This window comes from Acinetobacter corruptisaponis (assembly GCF_030053775.1).
GTDB lineage: Bacteria > Pseudomonadota > Gammaproteobacteria > Pseudomonadales > Moraxellaceae > Acinetobacter > Acinetobacter corruptisaponis.
On sequence record NZ_CP125669.1, the window covers coordinates 3,381,230 to 3,397,219 of the forward strand.

General features: G+C 39.8%; 14 protein-coding genes. 9 read left to right on the forward strand and 5 right to left on the reverse strand.

Annotated features, from left to right (window positions below):
- Positions 1-15: 15 nt before the first annotated feature.
- The gene (locus QLH32_RS16100; protein ID WP_256414503.1) at positions 16-933 is read right to left on the reverse strand and encodes a hypothetical protein; all 918 of its coding nucleotides are present in this window, start codon (positions 931-933) and stop codon (positions 16-18) included.
- A gap of 508 nt (positions 934-1,441) precedes the next feature.
- Between QLH32_RS16100 and QLH32_RS16105 the strand changes: the two genes are divergently transcribed.
- Together QLH32_RS16105 and QLH32_RS16110 are read left to right on the forward strand one after the other, a co-directional pair.
- Complete coding sequence (locus QLH32_RS16105; RefSeq protein ID WP_283267046.1) at positions 1,442-2,305, forward strand: YagK/YfjJ domain-containing protein; 864 nt, start codon at positions 1,442-1,444, stop codon at positions 2,303-2,305.
- A 99-nt stretch (positions 2,306-2,404) separates the two neighbouring features.
- The gene (locus QLH32_RS16110) at positions 2,405-2,677 is read left to right on the forward strand and encodes a hypothetical protein (RefSeq protein ID WP_283267047.1); all 273 of its coding nucleotides are present in this window, start codon (positions 2,405-2,407) and stop codon (positions 2,675-2,677) included.
- A gap of 54 nt (positions 2,678-2,731) precedes the next feature.
- Here QLH32_RS16110 and QLH32_RS16115 read toward each other — a convergent pair whose 3' ends face one another.
- The 4 genes from QLH32_RS16115 to QLH32_RS16130 form a co-directional block, all read right to left on the reverse strand.
- Positions 2,732-3,175, reverse strand: coding sequence for a hypothetical protein (locus QLH32_RS16115; RefSeq protein ID WP_087537522.1), 444 nt, complete (start codon positions 3,173-3,175; stop codon positions 2,732-2,734).
- A 58-nt stretch (positions 3,176-3,233) separates the two neighbouring features.
- Positions 3,234-4,061: a hypothetical protein gene (locus QLH32_RS16120; RefSeq protein ID WP_249570809.1), complete on the reverse strand. Its 828-nt coding sequence runs from the start codon at positions 4,059-4,061 to the stop codon at positions 3,234-3,236.
- A gap of 68 nt (positions 4,062-4,129) precedes the next feature.
- Positions 4,130-4,657 (reverse strand): Lcl C-terminal domain-containing protein, encoded by a 528-nt coding sequence (locus QLH32_RS16125; RefSeq protein WP_283267050.1) that lies wholly within the window; start codon positions 4,655-4,657, stop codon positions 4,130-4,132.
- Between the two features lie 33 nt (positions 4,658-4,690).
- On the reverse strand, positions 4,691-5,701 hold the full coding sequence (locus QLH32_RS16130; RefSeq protein WP_283267051.1) for an Lcl C-terminal domain-containing protein: 1,011 nt from the start codon (positions 5,699-5,701) through the stop codon (positions 4,691-4,693).
- A gap of 503 nt (positions 5,702-6,204) precedes the next feature.
- Between QLH32_RS16130 and QLH32_RS16135 the strand changes: the two genes are divergently transcribed.
- From QLH32_RS16135 to QLH32_RS16165, 7 genes are all read left to right on the forward strand, one after another.
- Positions 6,205-7,266 carry a DUF932 domain-containing protein gene (locus QLH32_RS16135; RefSeq protein ID WP_283267052.1) on the forward strand — a complete coding sequence of 354 codons (1,062 nt, stop codon included), beginning with the start codon at positions 6,205-6,207 and terminating at the stop codon, positions 7,264-7,266.
- Between the two features lie 103 nt (positions 7,267-7,369).
- A complete protein-coding gene (locus QLH32_RS16140) occupies positions 7,370-8,482 on the forward strand; it encodes a YqaJ viral recombinase family nuclease (RefSeq protein ID WP_256414822.1) in 1,113 nt (370 codons plus the stop codon).
- Positions 8,483-8,588: 106 nt separating this feature from the next.
- On the forward strand, positions 8,589-9,491 hold the full coding sequence (locus tag QLH32_RS16145) for a recombination directionality factor (RefSeq protein ID WP_256414821.1): 903 nt from the start codon (positions 8,589-8,591) through the stop codon (positions 9,489-9,491).
- 155 nt (positions 9,492-9,646) lie between these two features.
- Positions 9,647-10,102: a hypothetical protein gene (locus tag QLH32_RS16150; RefSeq protein WP_256414820.1), complete on the forward strand. Its 456-nt coding sequence runs from the start codon at positions 9,647-9,649 to the stop codon at positions 10,100-10,102.
- A gap of 46 nt (positions 10,103-10,148) precedes the next feature.
- A complete protein-coding gene (locus tag QLH32_RS16155) occupies positions 10,149-11,348 on the forward strand; it encodes a TolC family protein (protein ID WP_283267053.1) in 1,200 nt (399 codons plus the stop codon).
- 10 nt (positions 11,349-11,358) lie between these two features.
- Positions 11,359-12,837 carry an efflux RND transporter periplasmic adaptor subunit gene (locus QLH32_RS16160; protein WP_256414818.1) on the forward strand — a complete coding sequence of 493 codons (1,479 nt, stop codon included), beginning with the start codon at positions 11,359-11,361 and terminating at the stop codon, positions 12,835-12,837.
- Between the two features lie 14 nt (positions 12,838-12,851).
- A complete protein-coding gene (locus QLH32_RS16165; RefSeq protein WP_256414817.1) occupies positions 12,852-15,980 on the forward strand; it encodes an efflux RND transporter permease subunit in 3,129 nt (1,042 codons plus the stop codon).
- The last annotated feature ends 10 nt before the right edge of the window (positions 15,981-15,990 follow it).

Genomic DNA, 15,990 nt, shown 5'->3' on the forward strand with positions numbered 1-15,990 from the left:
GCTTTAATGGAAAGATTAATATAACGAGTCACCAGAATTAGGGTCTGAACACTCTTTAATGTAACGCTCGTTAATTAATCTTTCGATGACCTTTTCCTGTGTCATATTCCATTTAAAAGACAAGATACGCAAGGATTCTAATGCTATTTTAGGTAAAGCATAATGATGAGCTTTTTTCCCTTTGTTTTTTTTGCGGTATGTTTTTTGATACCACGCATTTGACATTTTATCTTTTAACGCTGAATAAATGTCCTCATTCTCATCAAATAGTCTGTCAAAAATAATATTAACAGTCGTTCTATACTCCTCATCGGTGATAGGTGTATAGATTGTACTCCTATATTTATCATCGCTGTCCATATAGTTTTTCGCCCAACGGTAGAAGTCCACCGTATCACTTTTCACAAAATGAACAAGATGTTTGTTAATTAGGCTACTATATCTCTCCTCAATAATATCTAGTTCCCTAGAGCGTTGGCTATATTCTGGATGGCAGTAGATAATGAATAATAGTCTAAAGAAACCATTGTTAATATCATTAATGCTTCTATCCCAACGTCTAGAATCTGCAACATAATAGTTTAATGCGAATGCTAATAGTCTTGGGTCTAGCTTATGCTTAGATAGATTTTTTCCACGGTTATTAAGGCGATTAATAAGACAATAAATTTGATCCAAATAATCATCAATAAATCTCCAACTCTGTGCTGAATAATAATGGATAATGATTTGGCGAATTTCACTTAACTCCTTAATGGTATTTATTTTTTGAATAAAAGCACGCATTACATTCCTATCTAGTTCACGATGAAAACTTCTAAAGTTACCTAGCTCACTATCCATTTCCATTAGGAACAATGCAGCAATAAGATCATCATCCTTTAGTTGATTGAGTGCTGATCTTAGTGGGTTAATATCTTCAAAGTTGCTCATTTTTACACCTCTTTACGAAAAACTTACCCTTAAATTTTAGATGTATTGGGTAGAGCTTCAAGTAACTTTTCCGTCCTGTTTCAGACGTTTTCCCCTTATTTTTTCGAATGTTTCTTGTAGAGGGGTATTGTAGGTGGTGGCAACCCCGACATGCAGGGGGATGGTGTTATCTTCACTTGAATCTAACTTTGATGTTCTTCATCGAGTGATGGAGTTGTTCTGCTTAGGTCGAAACCTGTTGTACCAGAACTGCTTATAAGCGACAGATAACTCAATCTTCAAAAAGAGTACTTATTTTTTGCTGATTATAATACGTTTATTGGATTTTGTCTATATACAGCAAGGCTTTTAATAGTGGTAGCTGTATTGGAGTTAATAAATGTTCAGGCTTTTTAATGCGGGTTATTAATATTATTAATTAATTCTATCACTTAGTTTAAATAATAAAAAATATAAATTTACAGAACTCATCCTTTATATGGTCTTAATTACTGTAAAAGGAAATCTAGTGAGTATTAGTGAAGCAGGTTTATTGATAGAGATTGAAGATTTTATTCTTGATACTTGTGAATACCAAACAAAGTCCAGAAGTTTTTTTAATAGACTAGCCAGATTGTTAATTGACTTCGATGAAGTCTATAATCCTGATTATAGCTATTTTGGATGTATTGAAGCATTTGTCGAATTACGTTATGACCTGAATGATTATCTTGATTATGAAGATGAGTTAGTACAGCAATTAAGAAATTTATCATTTGATTATATTCAACGTCGATTTGATTCTTATGTAACAAGGCATAAACGTAAGCTAAGAGATCATCGGTATAGTGAAAGTGAAAATACCAAGCAATTAACTGAACGTATGAAAGCTGTATCTAAGCGTTATGCTCGGATTCTAGTTGTAAGGCTAGATCTGATGTATAAGAAAGATTATCGTCATTTAATTGGTATTGAGGATTTTGATCGTGATATGCGGACGTTAAGGCAGTATATCCACAATCAAGATAGAATCTTTGAGGGACTGATTGAGTATGCTTGGGCTTTAGAGCAAGGTGCGGACAAAGGCTACCACTGCCATCTACTCTTGGTTTATAAAGGACATGAGCATAACAACGGCTATGGTATTGCCAAACGTGTAAATGAGTTATGGCAGAAAATCACCTTTGAACAGGGATACTACTTTAATTGTCATTCGGCTGTATATTTACGCCAGTTTAAGGAAAAAGGAACGCTAGGCATCGGTATGATTAAAACAAAAGATGAGGAACAAGTTGAGAATATGCTGGCTACGATTAAATACCTTGTACGATCAGAAAAAGAAGAACAGCATTTAAGGGTTAAGGTGTGTAGAAAGATGAGGACGTTTGGCTGATTCTAAAAAATTATAGATATGTACCATCTAGATGAGAAACATCTTCTCTTTATTGGCTTACCACAATAGTAAGCCTTTCTTATTTCAGAGGTACATCTTATGCAAATCAATTGTCCATATTGCCATGCAGAGCATGTGATCCGTGTTGTGCAAAATAGTGGTTCACAAGCTGGCAACCAAAGTTTGGCATCGTCCGCATCATTTGCCACAATGGGTGCTGCATTATCAAAAACCTTGCCTGTGTCCCCCTTGGTTGGAGGGATTGCTGGAGCCGTAGTCGGTGGTTTATTGGGTACAGTGTTTGGTTCTGCTTCAACCCAAACTGTGCAGTCCTGCTTTCAATGTCAGCATTGTGGGCAATCTTTTTACTGAAGAAAAACAGGGAAGCAATTTATGCCTCCCTGTTTTTTGAGGATCATAAATACTTTATTTAACTGCAACAAGCATGAAGAGCCTATTCCCCATTCCGTTTTTACCTTTGTCTAGAACCTTAAACTTGCCTGTTAATCGCCCCGTCTGTGTATTCCATTTTACATATGGCGAGCATCTCTGAATGCTATTCTCCGCATTTGGATTATCAATTTTGTCACAATCGATATAGATATCATAATATAGCTTGCCTTTAGGCGGGATATAGAATGTTGGACTTACGCCTTTATATCCATAGCTGATGTCATCATATTCACTGGGGTCTTTAATGGTAAGGTCGAGTTGAACCAGTTTATTATTATTTTTTTGCATAAACTGTGCGAATTTAGGGTCTGATTTGGGGATGCCTTTATAGCTTGGTAGTGGATTTGCATATAGACCACATGAGGTTGCTAACAATGCACCGAGTAAAGTGGTTTTGAATACATTTATATTTTTCATATTTAATTCCTTTTTGGCTGTTGACCATGCTGTTTACTCATGGCAATACGTTCGTTATTTAGTACCGAGACTTCATTACGAATTCTTTGTCCTTGTCAACGAGCAGACGTACCTCTTTAACATCGACTCCATCACAATGTAGTCTTAACTTGAAATTCTGCCCAAATTGAAGAATATTGTTTTGGTCTCCAATGATGTGAACAGGACAATTACCTCGATTGACACTAATTTTGTTAAGTTCTACGGGATTATCTGACTCTGATGAAATAACGAGGGTGTATATAGTGGTAGATTGATTTCCAAAACTCATGTTTTGGCTTTCAATATGATAAGAAAATTGGTAATGGGGTTGTTCTTGCGCCGCTTGTTGCTCTTGATGATATTGAGCCAGTTCACCACACTCTTTTTGAATATCTGAACTTAGCCTGTTTCCATATTCAGGAAAAATCACATCATCTACCAAACAAGAATTGGCAGAACACACTAATTCGTAAACAATGGATTCCCGACCAAGATTGGCAACAACTTGACCCTGTTGATTCAAGCTATAGCTGAAATTCATTTTGGTATAGTCAGGAGCTTGTGACATCATGATAACGTCACTATTGTATCCACAGATTTCCCCAGGAAACTGTTTGGTCATCTCTAGGATTGCCTTAAATCTATCTGTGGAATAACGAGGAAGTGTGTCGTTGCCAGATTCTACTTTTTGAGTTTCAGCGTACATTTGTTTAATCGCATCTAACTTCAATTGGTCAAGTCTGGAATGTTCGGCTGGTTTAGCTTCAGTTGTTTGAGGCTGTTTAATATCAGGTTCCTGTTTACTGCAAGCGGTCAGTAGCAGGAAAGATGCTGAGATCATCCATGCCATATTTGGCTTATTCATAGACCTTTCCTCCATAAGGCATGACGATCACCTGAATAAGCAGCACTCAGGCAATCGACAAAAATGTTTTAATTGGAATTTCTAACAGCACGGACATTAAATTTTTTGGCAGTCTTGTAGTAAATGGAAGCACTATTGACTGTACCTTCCTCAAAATTGACTGACCACGCATAACGGTTATCACTGGTCTTTGGAGATGATGACCAATAGTCATTGATGGCAGTTGTTGGAAAAATTGTTTCATTGATGGCAGGACTAACACAGGCTTCTTCAACCAAAGTTTGTAATTCCTTTACATTGGGCAAGCGATAACCGTTACCCAAAGCTTTGGTTTTTTGTAATGCCTCTGACCATGTATAGCTTTGTGGCGTACCGTAACATTGATTATTTGCCCACATTTGCCCTACGCTACAACGTTGCCAGATCAGACCTGTTTTAATGTCTTTCACTTCGCTGCCATTGCTACCTTCAATAATTTGGTAACGTGTGTCAGGTACAACTTTTTTGATTTGGCTGTTACAGGTTTGTGCATAAGTGGTGTGAGCCAATAAGGTACTCATAACAGTAATCAACAAAGCGTTATAAGATGCTTTCATTTTAGAATCCTTTTTTATCTTTAAGTGGTGTTGTTATTGGCTGGCACGTACCGCACGGATATGTCCCATATAGTCCTTGAAAGCAGGACTGGCTGCACCATCCTTAAAGTCAGACATCCATGCCTGAGTACTTTGTTTCGCACTCGTGGTTGATGACCAATAACGATCTACAACAGTTGTATTGGTAAAGATAGGATTTAAAGAGGGTTGAGTCGATGAGTAATCTGTCAGATTGATCAGTTCACTACGGGTTGGTAATCGCCAGTCACTATAACCACAATAGTTAGCTTTATTCAGGGCTTCGATATAAGCAGTTGTATTACAACTTGTTAGCGTAGAGCCGCACGTAGTCGAGCTAGCCTGCGAACCTGCATTGCCACCATTGGTTTGAGTATTTGCATTGAACCAAGAGTAACGCCAGTTACTGTCATGTAATTTTGCATCTGCGGTTTTTTGTTCCCAGACTAAACCAGTGATCTGATCCTTGATACACTCATCATTGTTATGTTTTATCAGGCTATAGGTCATTTTTTTCCCAGCCTGAATTTCACCATCCTGTCCTAAGCCGAGCAGTTCACCCAGATTAGATGCGTTACAAACAAGGTTATTTTTATCATTTGTACCACACAAGGTAATACCTGTTGTTGTCAGCACTGGCAAGATGGTGGATGAAGCGGAAACAGGGAGTGCTGCAAGTGTTTTACCATTACCAGCCTGATTGGCTTCAATGGTACATACGCCAACACTAAACATTTCAACTTTTTGCTGACCCAGATCACCAGTAATACGGCAATGATCAACAGTTTTACTGGTATATGTAAGTGCTAAGCCTGCACTGGATTGAGCAGATAAAGACACTGTTTGGTCTACATTGATTGAATTAGGTAAGGTTAAACCTGTGATGGTTTGAGCGACTTTGTCCTTACAAATATTTCCCTCAAGATACTGGGTACTTGTACAGGTTGGAGTAGGGATTGGTTCAGGTTTTACTTCTGTAGAGTTGTTATTGCCGCCATTACCACCGCCACAAGCAGTTAATAACATAGCCCCGCAAAGGATTGATAACTTATATTTTTCCATGTTAATAGAATTCTCTTAGGGAAAAGAAGTTCTACCAAAACATTATTATGGTGGCAGAACGAGAGAGGGTTGACAGACTGGATTGGATTGACACCAGCACACTCGAAAGTGTCCCACTCCCGTCCTACCGCAACGGGAGGAGACGAGATATACCCTCAAAATTATCCCTCAGAAAAGAATAACTCTGATGCAACCCAATAAGCGGTCTGTCAAAACCGACTGGCAATGTAGGCCAGCATGGGAATCATAATCGCTGAAAAAGAACACGTCAATTTATTGATTCAGAAAAATTAAATGATGAACAAAATGAATTTAAAAAATTTCAGATATATACCATCTAGGTGAATCCACGTATTCAAACCCATTTAACAACTTCTCACTTTGGCCTGCTCCCCCAGCAGGCCTTTTTTTATGCACAAAATCTGAATTTGCATCATGCAATTTCAATCTTTTAAAAGGAAAACCGTATGGCACATTTAGTTGAAACTATGGCATTTGTAGGACAAACCCCTTGGCATGGTTTAGGCAATGAACTTACCCCAAACCAACCTTTAGAAATCTGGGCACAACAGGCAGGCATGGACTGGCGCATCGAGTCTTCGGATGTTAGCTACATGGCACAAAATGAAAAAGGGCAGAGCATCATCATGCCGTTTGAGGAACAACGGGTGCTGTACCGCTCTGATACCCATGCACCTTTATCCGTGGTCAGTCAGCGTTTTCAGGAAGTACAGCCGATGGAAATCCTGCATTTCTACAAAGACCTGACTGAACAATCAGGCTTTGAACTGGAAACCGCAGGGGTACTCAAGGGTGGCAAGAAATTCTGGGCATTGGCTAAAACAGGACAGACCTCGGCTTTAAAAGGCAAAGATGTCAGTAATGGCTACATTTTATTGGCAACAGCCTGTGATGGAACCCTTGCCACCACAGCACAATTTACTTCGATTCGTGTGGTGTGTAACAACACGCTGGCGATTGCATTAAAAGCACAAAATACCAGTGCAGGTGTGGTGAAAGTTCCGCACAGTACCCGATTTGATGCAGAGAAAGTAAAACAGCAACTCGGCATCTCAGTTCGTGCATGGGATGAATACATGTATGAAATGAAGCAACTTAGCCAGCGTAAAGTGACCCAGCAGGAAGCCGCAGCCTATTTTGATGCAGTGTTTAACAATACCAGCCTGAGTATTGCCGAGCAGGATGAAAGCATTGTCCAGTTCTACCGTAATGCGGCAATGCCAAATCAAGTACCAGTAACATCCACAACGAATAAAGCTGACAATAAAACTGAACCCAACGGACGTGCCATGTCCAAGGTGATGACCATGTTTAATGGACATGGGCGAGGAGCTGAACTTAGCTCAGCCAAGGATACCGCCTACGGTTTGTTGTGCAGTATCACGGAATTCGTTGACCACGAGCGTCGAGCCATGAGTCAGGACTACCGTCTGGACTCTGCATGGTTTGGGGCAGGAGCAGCTATTAAACAGCGTGGACTGGAACAAGCCTTAAGAATGATTGCCTAAATTAGCCTAAGCAAACTTAACTCAAATTTATTTTCTAAAGCTGCATCCGAAGATGCAGCTTTTTTATGCCGCAAATTTCCATTTTACCCACTAGGACAGTCCAATGAATATCAATACCCAGATTCAAAACACGCTAAACTACCCGCCATTACAACCGTATTTACCAAATCTCAATCAGACTACCCAACAAATTGAGGTCGGTACACGAAGAAAACGGATATCCAGAAAAACCAAAGCTCCAGTAGCCAAACGTCTCGCCAATACCAAGCAGATGAATTACCAGCAATGGCTGGAAGTTCGGAAACAGGGCATTGGCAGCAGTGACGCTGCTACGGCATGTGGACTCAATCCCTATATGTCGATGCTGGAATTATGGATGATCAAAACGGGGCGAATGCAGCAGAACATTGAGGATGAAAGTTCAGGCTATGCACCCTTGTACTGGGGCAAGCAGCTTGAACCCTTGGTGGCGGAATACTACAGCATGCACACCAATCATAAGGTGCGTCGAGTCAATGCAGTGCTGCAACATCCTGATGAAGATAAACACTTTATGCTTGCCAATTTGGACTATGCCGTGGTGGGCAATGAAGAAGTTCAAATATTGGAATGTAAGACGGTGGGTGAGTACGGTTCTAAGCTTTGGCGAGATGGTGTGCCGCTTTATGTTTTATGCCAAGTACAACATCAACTCGCAGTAACAGGCAAACAGGCAGCGCATATCTGTGCCTTGATCTGTGGGCATGAAACTAAAATCTTCAAAGTCACGCGTAATGAAACTGTGATTCAGCACCTTATTAATGCTGAACGTCACTTCTGGCAATGTGTGGAATCCGATATTCCGCCAAGTGTTGATGCTTCAGATTCAGCAGCCAAAGCCCTGCAACAACTTTATCCTGAGCAAGTGCCATTAACAGTGGAAGATCTCACTCAAAATGAACAAGCCAACTACTTATTCAATCAATTGTTAGAGGAGCGACATAAGGTTGAACAGCACCAACAGTATTTTGATGAACTGAAACATCAATTACAAATGATGATGAAAGAAGCTGAACGAGCGGTGTTTACAGGTGGATCAGTGACGTGGAAGAAATCACAGGACTCCATCAGCCTAGACAGCAAATCCTTGCTTAAACAATACCCTGAATATTTACAGCAGTTTCCTCAAACCAAAGCAGGAACAAGGCGTTTTCAGATTTATCCCAATGGTGGATAACGAATACCTCAACCCAAACTGATCCTATACTGCAACAGGTATGGGATTTTTTATGCCCAAAATTTATTGATTCAAATTTTAACTTCTCTATATAAAGGACAACATCATGATTAAAGGTCTCGCAATCACCCCACCTGTTTTAGGTCGTATTAGCATCGGCAAGATTGTCGAAAAGAACGGCAAACGCATCCCTGAAAAGGATGACCAATTTACCATTACTAGTCAAATTCAGAATAAGGATGGATGGGTGAAACATCCATTGGATGAGCAACTACGTGCCAAAGCACCGAATCAAAACCAAAAGCTCAGAACGATTCCCGTGCGTATGATCTTCAATGATCCCGATTTAAACCTACGGGCAGAGTACAGCTTATTTGACCGCCAAACAGGACGTTTAATCTGTTCAGGCAATGGAGAAACTTGTCAGCGATTGACTAATCAAGGGGTTGAGCAACACTCATGCCCATCCCCTGATTTATGTCCATTGGCACAAGGTGGATTATGCAAACCCTATGGACGACTGTATGTGAATCTGGATGAATCGGATGAGCTTGGTACATTTATCTTTAGAACCACAGGTTTTAACAGTATCCGTACCTTGGCGGCACGACTACGTTACTACCATGCAGCATCGGGTGATTTACTGTCATGTCTACCGTTGCAACTCACTTTAAGAGGCAAAAGCACTATACAAAGCTATCGTACCCCGATTTACTACGTGGACTTAACTTTACGTGATGGGACTAACTTGCAGGAGGCAATTACTTCAGCCAAACAGATGAATGAACAAAGCAAAATAGCAGGGTTTTATCAGGAGGCTTTAGATCATGTGGCACGACAGGGTTATGGTAATGCCAGTTTTGAGGTGGGAGGTGATGAGGGTTTGGATATTGTTGAGGAGTTTTATACGGATGAAACGAAGTCAGAGCCACACCAACAGACACATGATTTGACCCATGTTCAGGATATTCAGAAAGGGTTGCAGCAGTCAGTGCAGGCTTTGAATTGATAGTATTCACTTGAAAAAGAGTATGAGTACTCTTTTTTTGAACATTCCGAATATCAGGTTTAGATACATTTGTTTATTTAAAGTCTGAGTAAATAGGTTTACATCAATCGTGCTTTTTAGTATTTTGTCAGCAAATCAGAAGTATGTTCATCACCATGCGTTCAAGTGGGTTGTCTAAGCTTATACTCGCATTTACCCTGTTTTTGTTTACGATAACAATTACGGGTGTTCATGCATGGGCACCTGTTTTACTTGAAAATATTGAACACCAACATGAGTTGAGTATCATTGTAGAGGATGATGCTTCTAGTCATTGGTCTTTACAGCACTCAGATGATTATCTAAAAAATTCTACTGATCATGATGCGGAAGCACATATTTGGAAGAATTTTGATGAGCCGATCTATCATCATTCAGTAAAACCAATTTCTTCTGATAGTGATCTAAGCATAGATCCAGTCTTTATTCTTAGTTTCGCAATCCCACTCGTTTTATTTTTTTCCCAGCTTTTTGAAAAACCCGTTTATCGAGCCTTTGTAAAGCGGCGTCCCCCTCTAGTATTTAGTAATTCTTATACTTACTCTAAAGACCTAATCGTCCTACGTAATTGATCTTTCTATACAAAAATAATTTTAATTTTTTTGTATAGGTAGAGTCATGTCTAAAAAATATCAGATATTTCTGACCTGTGGTTTTGTAGTAACAGCAGCAAACGTATTCGCAGAAACGAATTATGCTGAACTACAAAAGCAGGTAATCGCAAGTGATGCTGTACTGAATAGCTTACAGCAGTCCGAACAAGCTTATGAAATCAACCAAAAGTTTGCTGGTAGATTAAATAATCCGACTTTCAATGTAGAGTTGGATAGTCTCGGCAATTCTAAATTGAAGGATTTGGATGGTCCAACAACTTTGTTGGGGCTGTCACAAGAGATTCCTCTCAGTAATAAACTCTCCTTGAGAAAGCAAATTGCGAGTTTTCAAGGTGATCGTAATCGGTTCGAAATAGCAAAGCGACAGGCTGAACTCAAAGCAGATTTAAGAATCTGTATGGCGAGTTGGTATGTGGCAACTCAACGTGCTGAAATTTACTCATCAGAAAGTAAATTGAATGCAAGACAAGCCAATGTTCTTTCGGAAAGGCTCAAGCTTGGGCGAGTCATTCCTTCCGATGCTCAGCTCAGTGCAGCACTTTCATCTGAATCAAAGCTACGTTATCAAAACGAAGTGAAAAAGGGGCAGTTTCAGAAGAATCTGTGCTCTAAGTTCACATCAAATCTACCAAGCAACGCCTTAGAAGTTCCTCTAAGTTTTAATTTCACAGACAAAATTAGTTTGGCTGAGCAAGAAGCGATTCTGAGTTCAAAATTGAAAAAGACACAATTTGAACTCGCTCGTAAAGAGGCAATACCTGATATTACTTTGGGTGTTGGGGTCAAAAACTATCAAGAAACCAATGACAAGGTCTTCCAAGTTTCAACTTCAATACCACTCAATATCTTCAACCGAAATAAAGGCAATATTGCGATTGCCCAAGCGGAACAGATGAAAGCTGAAACGCAGTCTGTATGGGTTAGCCGTAATTCTAAAATTGAACTGGAAAACAAGTCCATTGAGGTCTCTAACTTAATCGATGCGATCCATCAATATGATCAAACCATTTTGCCCGCAACCAATGAAAGTCTTCGCATTGCAGAGATGGGATACCAAGCAGGGAAAAACTCGTTACTTGAGTTCAATAGCATTAAGCAAATTTGGTTAGACAAACATCTTGCTCGATTCGATTTGTGGTTGGCTTTGCAGACTGAAATTGCAGAAGTCGAACGCAACTACATTACTCATTTAGACCAAGAATAAGGGCAAGAATATGAATAAACCAACCAATACTTTAATTGCTACGGGCATTATTGCCTTGCTTGTCGTGTTATGTGCTGTGGCATGGTACAAGACAGGTCAAAAGACTCAGTCTTCTTCAGCACATGGGGAAGCAACAGCAGAAAAAGTTGCAGTAGCAGGTGACGAGAAAGGACCTCATGGTGGACGTTTATATCGTGATGGGGATTTCTCAGCAGAAGTAAAAATCTTTGAGCAGGGCGTAGAACCACATCTCCGTGTTTATGGGTATTTCAAAGATAAACCACTTAAACCTGAAGATTTAACGGCAAATGTCTACATCAAGCGTTTGGATGCGGAGCAAAACATTCAATTTAAGCCAGAGAGTGATTACTTGATTGGGAATGAAATTGTCTATGAACCACATTCGTTCTTGATGGTTATAAATGTTGATTATCAAGGAAAAAAACATACTTGGAAGTGGGATACGAAAGAAGGTCGTGTCACCATGTTAGACAGTAGTATTAAGAGCAGTGGTTTAGAGCTTTTAAAAGTTGAACCAATGATGTTTGAAAATGCTTTGGAATTGAAAGGTGAATTGAAGTTTCCTGATAATTTTGAAAGCCTTGTTGCACCAAAAGCCAGTGGAACATTGATAAAAACCTACCGTAATATTGGGGATAAAGTAAGCCAAGGAGACTTACTTGCTGTTGTCCAAAGCCAAGATTTAATTCGTTTGAATGCAGATCGTAAAGTTGCTTTGGATACTCTACAGTTTGCTCGCCAAAAAATGGAACAAGAACGAGCATTATGGCAAAAGCGTGTATCACCTGAGATTGATTATATTTCTGCAAAGAGAGATTTTGATGCTGCTCAAACTCGTGCAAATGAGTTGAATAACTTAATAAGCTCTTATGGCGGTTCAGGTAATGGAACAGTTGAAGTTCGTGCCGCAATGTCAGGAACAATATTAGAAATCCTTGGTGCTGTTGGATCTAATGTAAGCTCTTCAACCCCTATTTTTAAAATCGCAAATACTTCACAACTCTTGGCAGTAGTAAATGTTCCTGCTGACAAGCTTAATGCTATAAACCCTACAAACAGAGTCAAAGTTAAGCCTCAAAGTCCAACAGGCACAGAAGAGGCATTGGGCAAAATCAAATATATTAGTGATGTCATCGATACTAAAACACGTACAGCGCAGGTATTTATTGAGATACCAAATCAGTTTAAGTGGCGTTCTGGACAGTTAATCACGGCTCAAATTTTTGAAAATCAAAGTCAAAAGCCAATGGTTGTACGTGAAGATGCGTTACAGAATTTCCGTGATTGGGACGTGGTATTCATTCGTGTTGGTAACGATTTTGAAGCTCGACCACTGGAGCTCGGTGATAAATACAATGGGTATGTGGAAGTTAAATCTGGATTACGAATAGGACAGGTTTATGCCGCAGGAAATTCATATCTTTTAAAAGCAGAGCTAGGTAAATCTGGCGCTACTCATGACCATTAAGGGGAGTAGCGAATATGTTTGATCAGATTGTTAAACTCTCGATTAAGAATCGTTGGCTTGTACTCATCGTATTCCTATTTGTCGGTGCATTGGGGGCTTATAACTATTTTAAGCTACCAATTGATGCTGTTCCCGATATTACGAATGTACAAGTTCAGATTAATAGTGAAGCTCAAGGACTCTCTCCAATGGAGATGGAGTCTCAGGTGACTTATCCTATTGAAACGGCTTTGGCTGGTATTCCAAATTTAGACTATACCCGATCAGTCTCTAGGTATGGCCTGTCACAAGTGACGGCAATTTTTAAAGAAGGGACTGATATTTATTTTGCCCGACAATTAGTCAATGAGAAGCTACAAGGAGTGACACCAAATCTTCCCGTTGGAATTTCAACCTCTATGGGGCCTGTTTCTACAGGACTTGGCGAAATCTTCATGTATACCGTTGAAAATGCCAAGAACAATCCTAATCCGCTTTCACCTACGGAATTACGCACCTTACAAGACTGGGTGATTAAACCTCAGCTTCGAAATGTTGAGGGTGTTAATGAAATCAATACCATTGGCGGTTATCTCAAACAATTTGTAGTTCAACCTGATTATGCTTATTTACGTAGTATAGGGCTAGATCAGAAAGCGATTTTAGAAGCGATCTCTAAGAACAGCATGAACAAAGGCTCGGGATATATTGAGAAAAATGGTGAACAGTATTTGATTCGCTCTGATTCTCAAATTAACTCGATTGAGCAAATCCAGAATATCCCAATTACGACGAGCAATGGTTATATCCTCAGATTGAAAGATGTTGCCAAAATATCTATTGGTCACGAATTACGTACAGGTGCTGCGACTAAAGATGGGCAGGAAATTGTACTGGGTACAGCATTCATGCTTATCGGTGAGAACTCACGAAATGTTGCTCATGCTGTTGATCAAAAACTACAGCAAGTTCAAAAATCATTACCAGAGGGTGTGGAAGCAAAAGCTGTCTATAACCGTACAACTTTGGTTGATGCAACGATACAGACGGTGAAAAAGAATCTTTTAGAAGGTGCGATTCTGGTAATCGTTGTTCTGTTTGTATTTCTTGGTCACTTCCGTGCCGCGCTGATTACAGCTCTAGTTATTCCATTATCCATGCTGATGACAATCACAGGTATGGTGAACCAGAAAATTAGTGCAAACCTTATGAGTCTTGGGGCACTAGATTTCGGGATTATTGTAGATGGTGCTGTTGTAATTGTTGAGGCCTCCTTAGCGAAGTTGGCAATTAAACAAAAAGAGCTTGGGCGAGTTTTAACAAGGCAAGAACGCTTTACGACTGTGTTTGAGGCGACTAAAGAATCCCGCAAAGCGATTCTCTATGGTCAATTGATCATTATCTTGGTGTATCTACCTGTAATGACTCTGACTGGTGTTGAAGGAAAGATGTTTACACCAATGGCTGCAACAGTGGTTATGGCTTTAGTGGCAGCAATGATTCTTTCAATTACGTTTGTCCCTGCAATGGTGGCATTGGTCACTACTGGTGAAATTAAAGAAGAAGAGTCAAAAATCGTCCATGGCATCAAAAGGTTTTATAACCCAATTTTAGATTGGTCTTTAAATCACAGATATTTGCTAATTGCTTTTGTCTCTATTTTCTTTGTTTTTAGTGCAAGTCTTTCGACTCGTTTAGGCTCAGAGTTTATACCTTCCTTGGATGAGGGAGATGTGGCACTACATGCCTTGCGTATCCCTGGCACGTCGTTGACTCAAGCAATTGAAATGCAATACACATTAGAAAAAGAGATTAAGAAAATTCCAGAAGTTCAGACTATTTTTGCCAAAGTGGGGACTGCTGAAATTGCTACTGATCCTGTTCCACCTAACGTTGCAGATAACTTTGTCATGCTGAAACCTCGTAGTCAGTGGCCTAATCCTGATAAGGAAAAGTCTGCGGTTGTTGCTGAAATTGAACGTGTAGCTAAAGGCGTATATGGAAACAATTATGAGTTTACACAGCCGATTCAAATGCGTTTTAACGAACTTATTTCAGGTGTTCGAACAGATGTTGCCGTAAAAATTTATGGTGATGATTTGGAACAGTTGCTTGAATCGGCAAACGCTGCCGCTAAAATTTTAGAGGGAGTCAATGGTACTGCTGATCTTAAAGTCGAACAGATGTCTGGTTTACCTATGGTTTCTGTTGAGCTGAAAAAAGACATGATTGCCAACTATGGACTTGATGCAGAGGATGTACAAAAACAGGTTTCTAGCCTAATCACAGGCGAGACAGCAGGTAAGGTATTTGAAGGTGATCGAAAGTTCGACATTGTCGTACGTATGGATCAAAACTCTGTCACAGACTTAGAAAAACTCTATCAAGTTCCTGTGAATCTGCCTGATGGTTCAAGTGTACTTTTATCTGAATTAATTGAGTTAAAAAATGTTCAAGGACCAAACCAAATTTCTCGCGAAAATGGTAAACGTCGTATCGTCATTACAGCAAATGTTCGTGGAACTGATATTGGTAGTTACATTTCAGAAGCACAATCTAAGCTGAATGCTGATTTTAAATTACCAGATGGTTATTGGCTGACTTGGGGCGGTACGTTTGAGCAAATGGAATCTGCTTCAAATCGTCTTATGGTTGTAGTACCGATTGCTTTAATTCTGATCTTTGCCATGATCTATATGGCTTTAGGTAATGTTAGAAACAGTATCTTGGTATTCACGGGTGTGCCATTTGCACTAACAGGTGGTGTGATTGCTTTAGCACTACGTGATATTCCATTCTCAATTTCTGCGGCTGTGGGTTTCATTGCCTTATCGGGTGTTGCTGTGCTGAATGGTTTGGTTCTTGTTTCAGCCATCCAGCGACTTAGAGTTCAAGGTGAAAGTGTCATTGATGCAGTGAAACATGGTGCAATGGAAAGACTCCGTCCCGTGTTGATTACAGCTTTAGTCGCTTCATTAGGTTTTATTCCGATGGCCTTAAACGTAGGCATTGGCTCTGAAGTTCAGCGCCCAATTGCAACTGTCGTTATTGGTGGGATTATTTCATCAACCTTACTGACTTTGATTATTTTGCCGACCTTATATGTGTGGTTTAACCAAGGTAGGTCAAGAAAATCAAACGATGCCACTGAACAGGTTGTTTAGGGGCATCTTT

Excerpts from the sequence above, each read along its gene's own strand:
- QLH32_RS16100 (WP_256414503.1), bottom strand. The coding sequence starts at position 933 with ATGAGCAACTTTGAAGATATTAACCCACTAAGATCAGCACTCAATCAA.
- QLH32_RS16110 (WP_283267047.1), top strand. The coding sequence starts at position 2,405 with ATGCAAATCAATTGTCCATATTGCCATGCAGAGCATGTGATCCGTGTT.
- QLH32_RS16115 (WP_087537522.1), bottom strand. The coding sequence starts at position 3,175 with ATGAAAAATATAAATGTATTCAAAACCACTTTACTCGGTGCATTGTTA.
- QLH32_RS16120 (WP_249570809.1), bottom strand. The coding sequence starts at position 4,061 with ATGAATAAGCCAAATATGGCATGGATGATCTCAGCATCTTTCCTGCTA.
- QLH32_RS16125 (WP_283267050.1), bottom strand. The coding sequence starts at position 4,657 with ATGAAAGCATCTTATAACGCTTTGTTGATTACTGTTATGAGTACCTTA.
- QLH32_RS16130 (WP_283267051.1), bottom strand. The coding sequence starts at position 5,701 with ATGTTATTAACTGCTTGTGGCGGTGGTAATGGCGGCAATAACAACTCT.
- QLH32_RS16135 (WP_283267052.1), top strand. The coding sequence starts at position 6,205 with ATGGCACATTTAGTTGAAACTATGGCATTTGTAGGACAAACCCCTTGG.
- QLH32_RS16140 (WP_256414822.1), top strand. The coding sequence starts at position 7,370 with ATGAATATCAATACCCAGATTCAAAACACGCTAAACTACCCGCCATTA.
- QLH32_RS16145 (WP_256414821.1), top strand. The coding sequence starts at position 8,589 with ATGATTAAAGGTCTCGCAATCACCCCACCTGTTTTAGGTCGTATTAGC.
- QLH32_RS16150 (WP_256414820.1), top strand. The coding sequence starts at position 9,647 with ATGCGTTCAAGTGGGTTGTCTAAGCTTATACTCGCATTTACCCTGTTT.
- QLH32_RS16155 (WP_283267053.1), top strand. The coding sequence starts at position 10,149 with ATGTCTAAAAAATATCAGATATTTCTGACCTGTGGTTTTGTAGTAACA.
- QLH32_RS16160 (WP_256414818.1), top strand. The coding sequence starts at position 11,359 with ATGAATAAACCAACCAATACTTTAATTGCTACGGGCATTATTGCCTTG.
- QLH32_RS16165 (WP_256414817.1), top strand. The coding sequence starts at position 12,852 with ATGTTTGATCAGATTGTTAAACTCTCGATTAAGAATCGTTGGCTTGTA.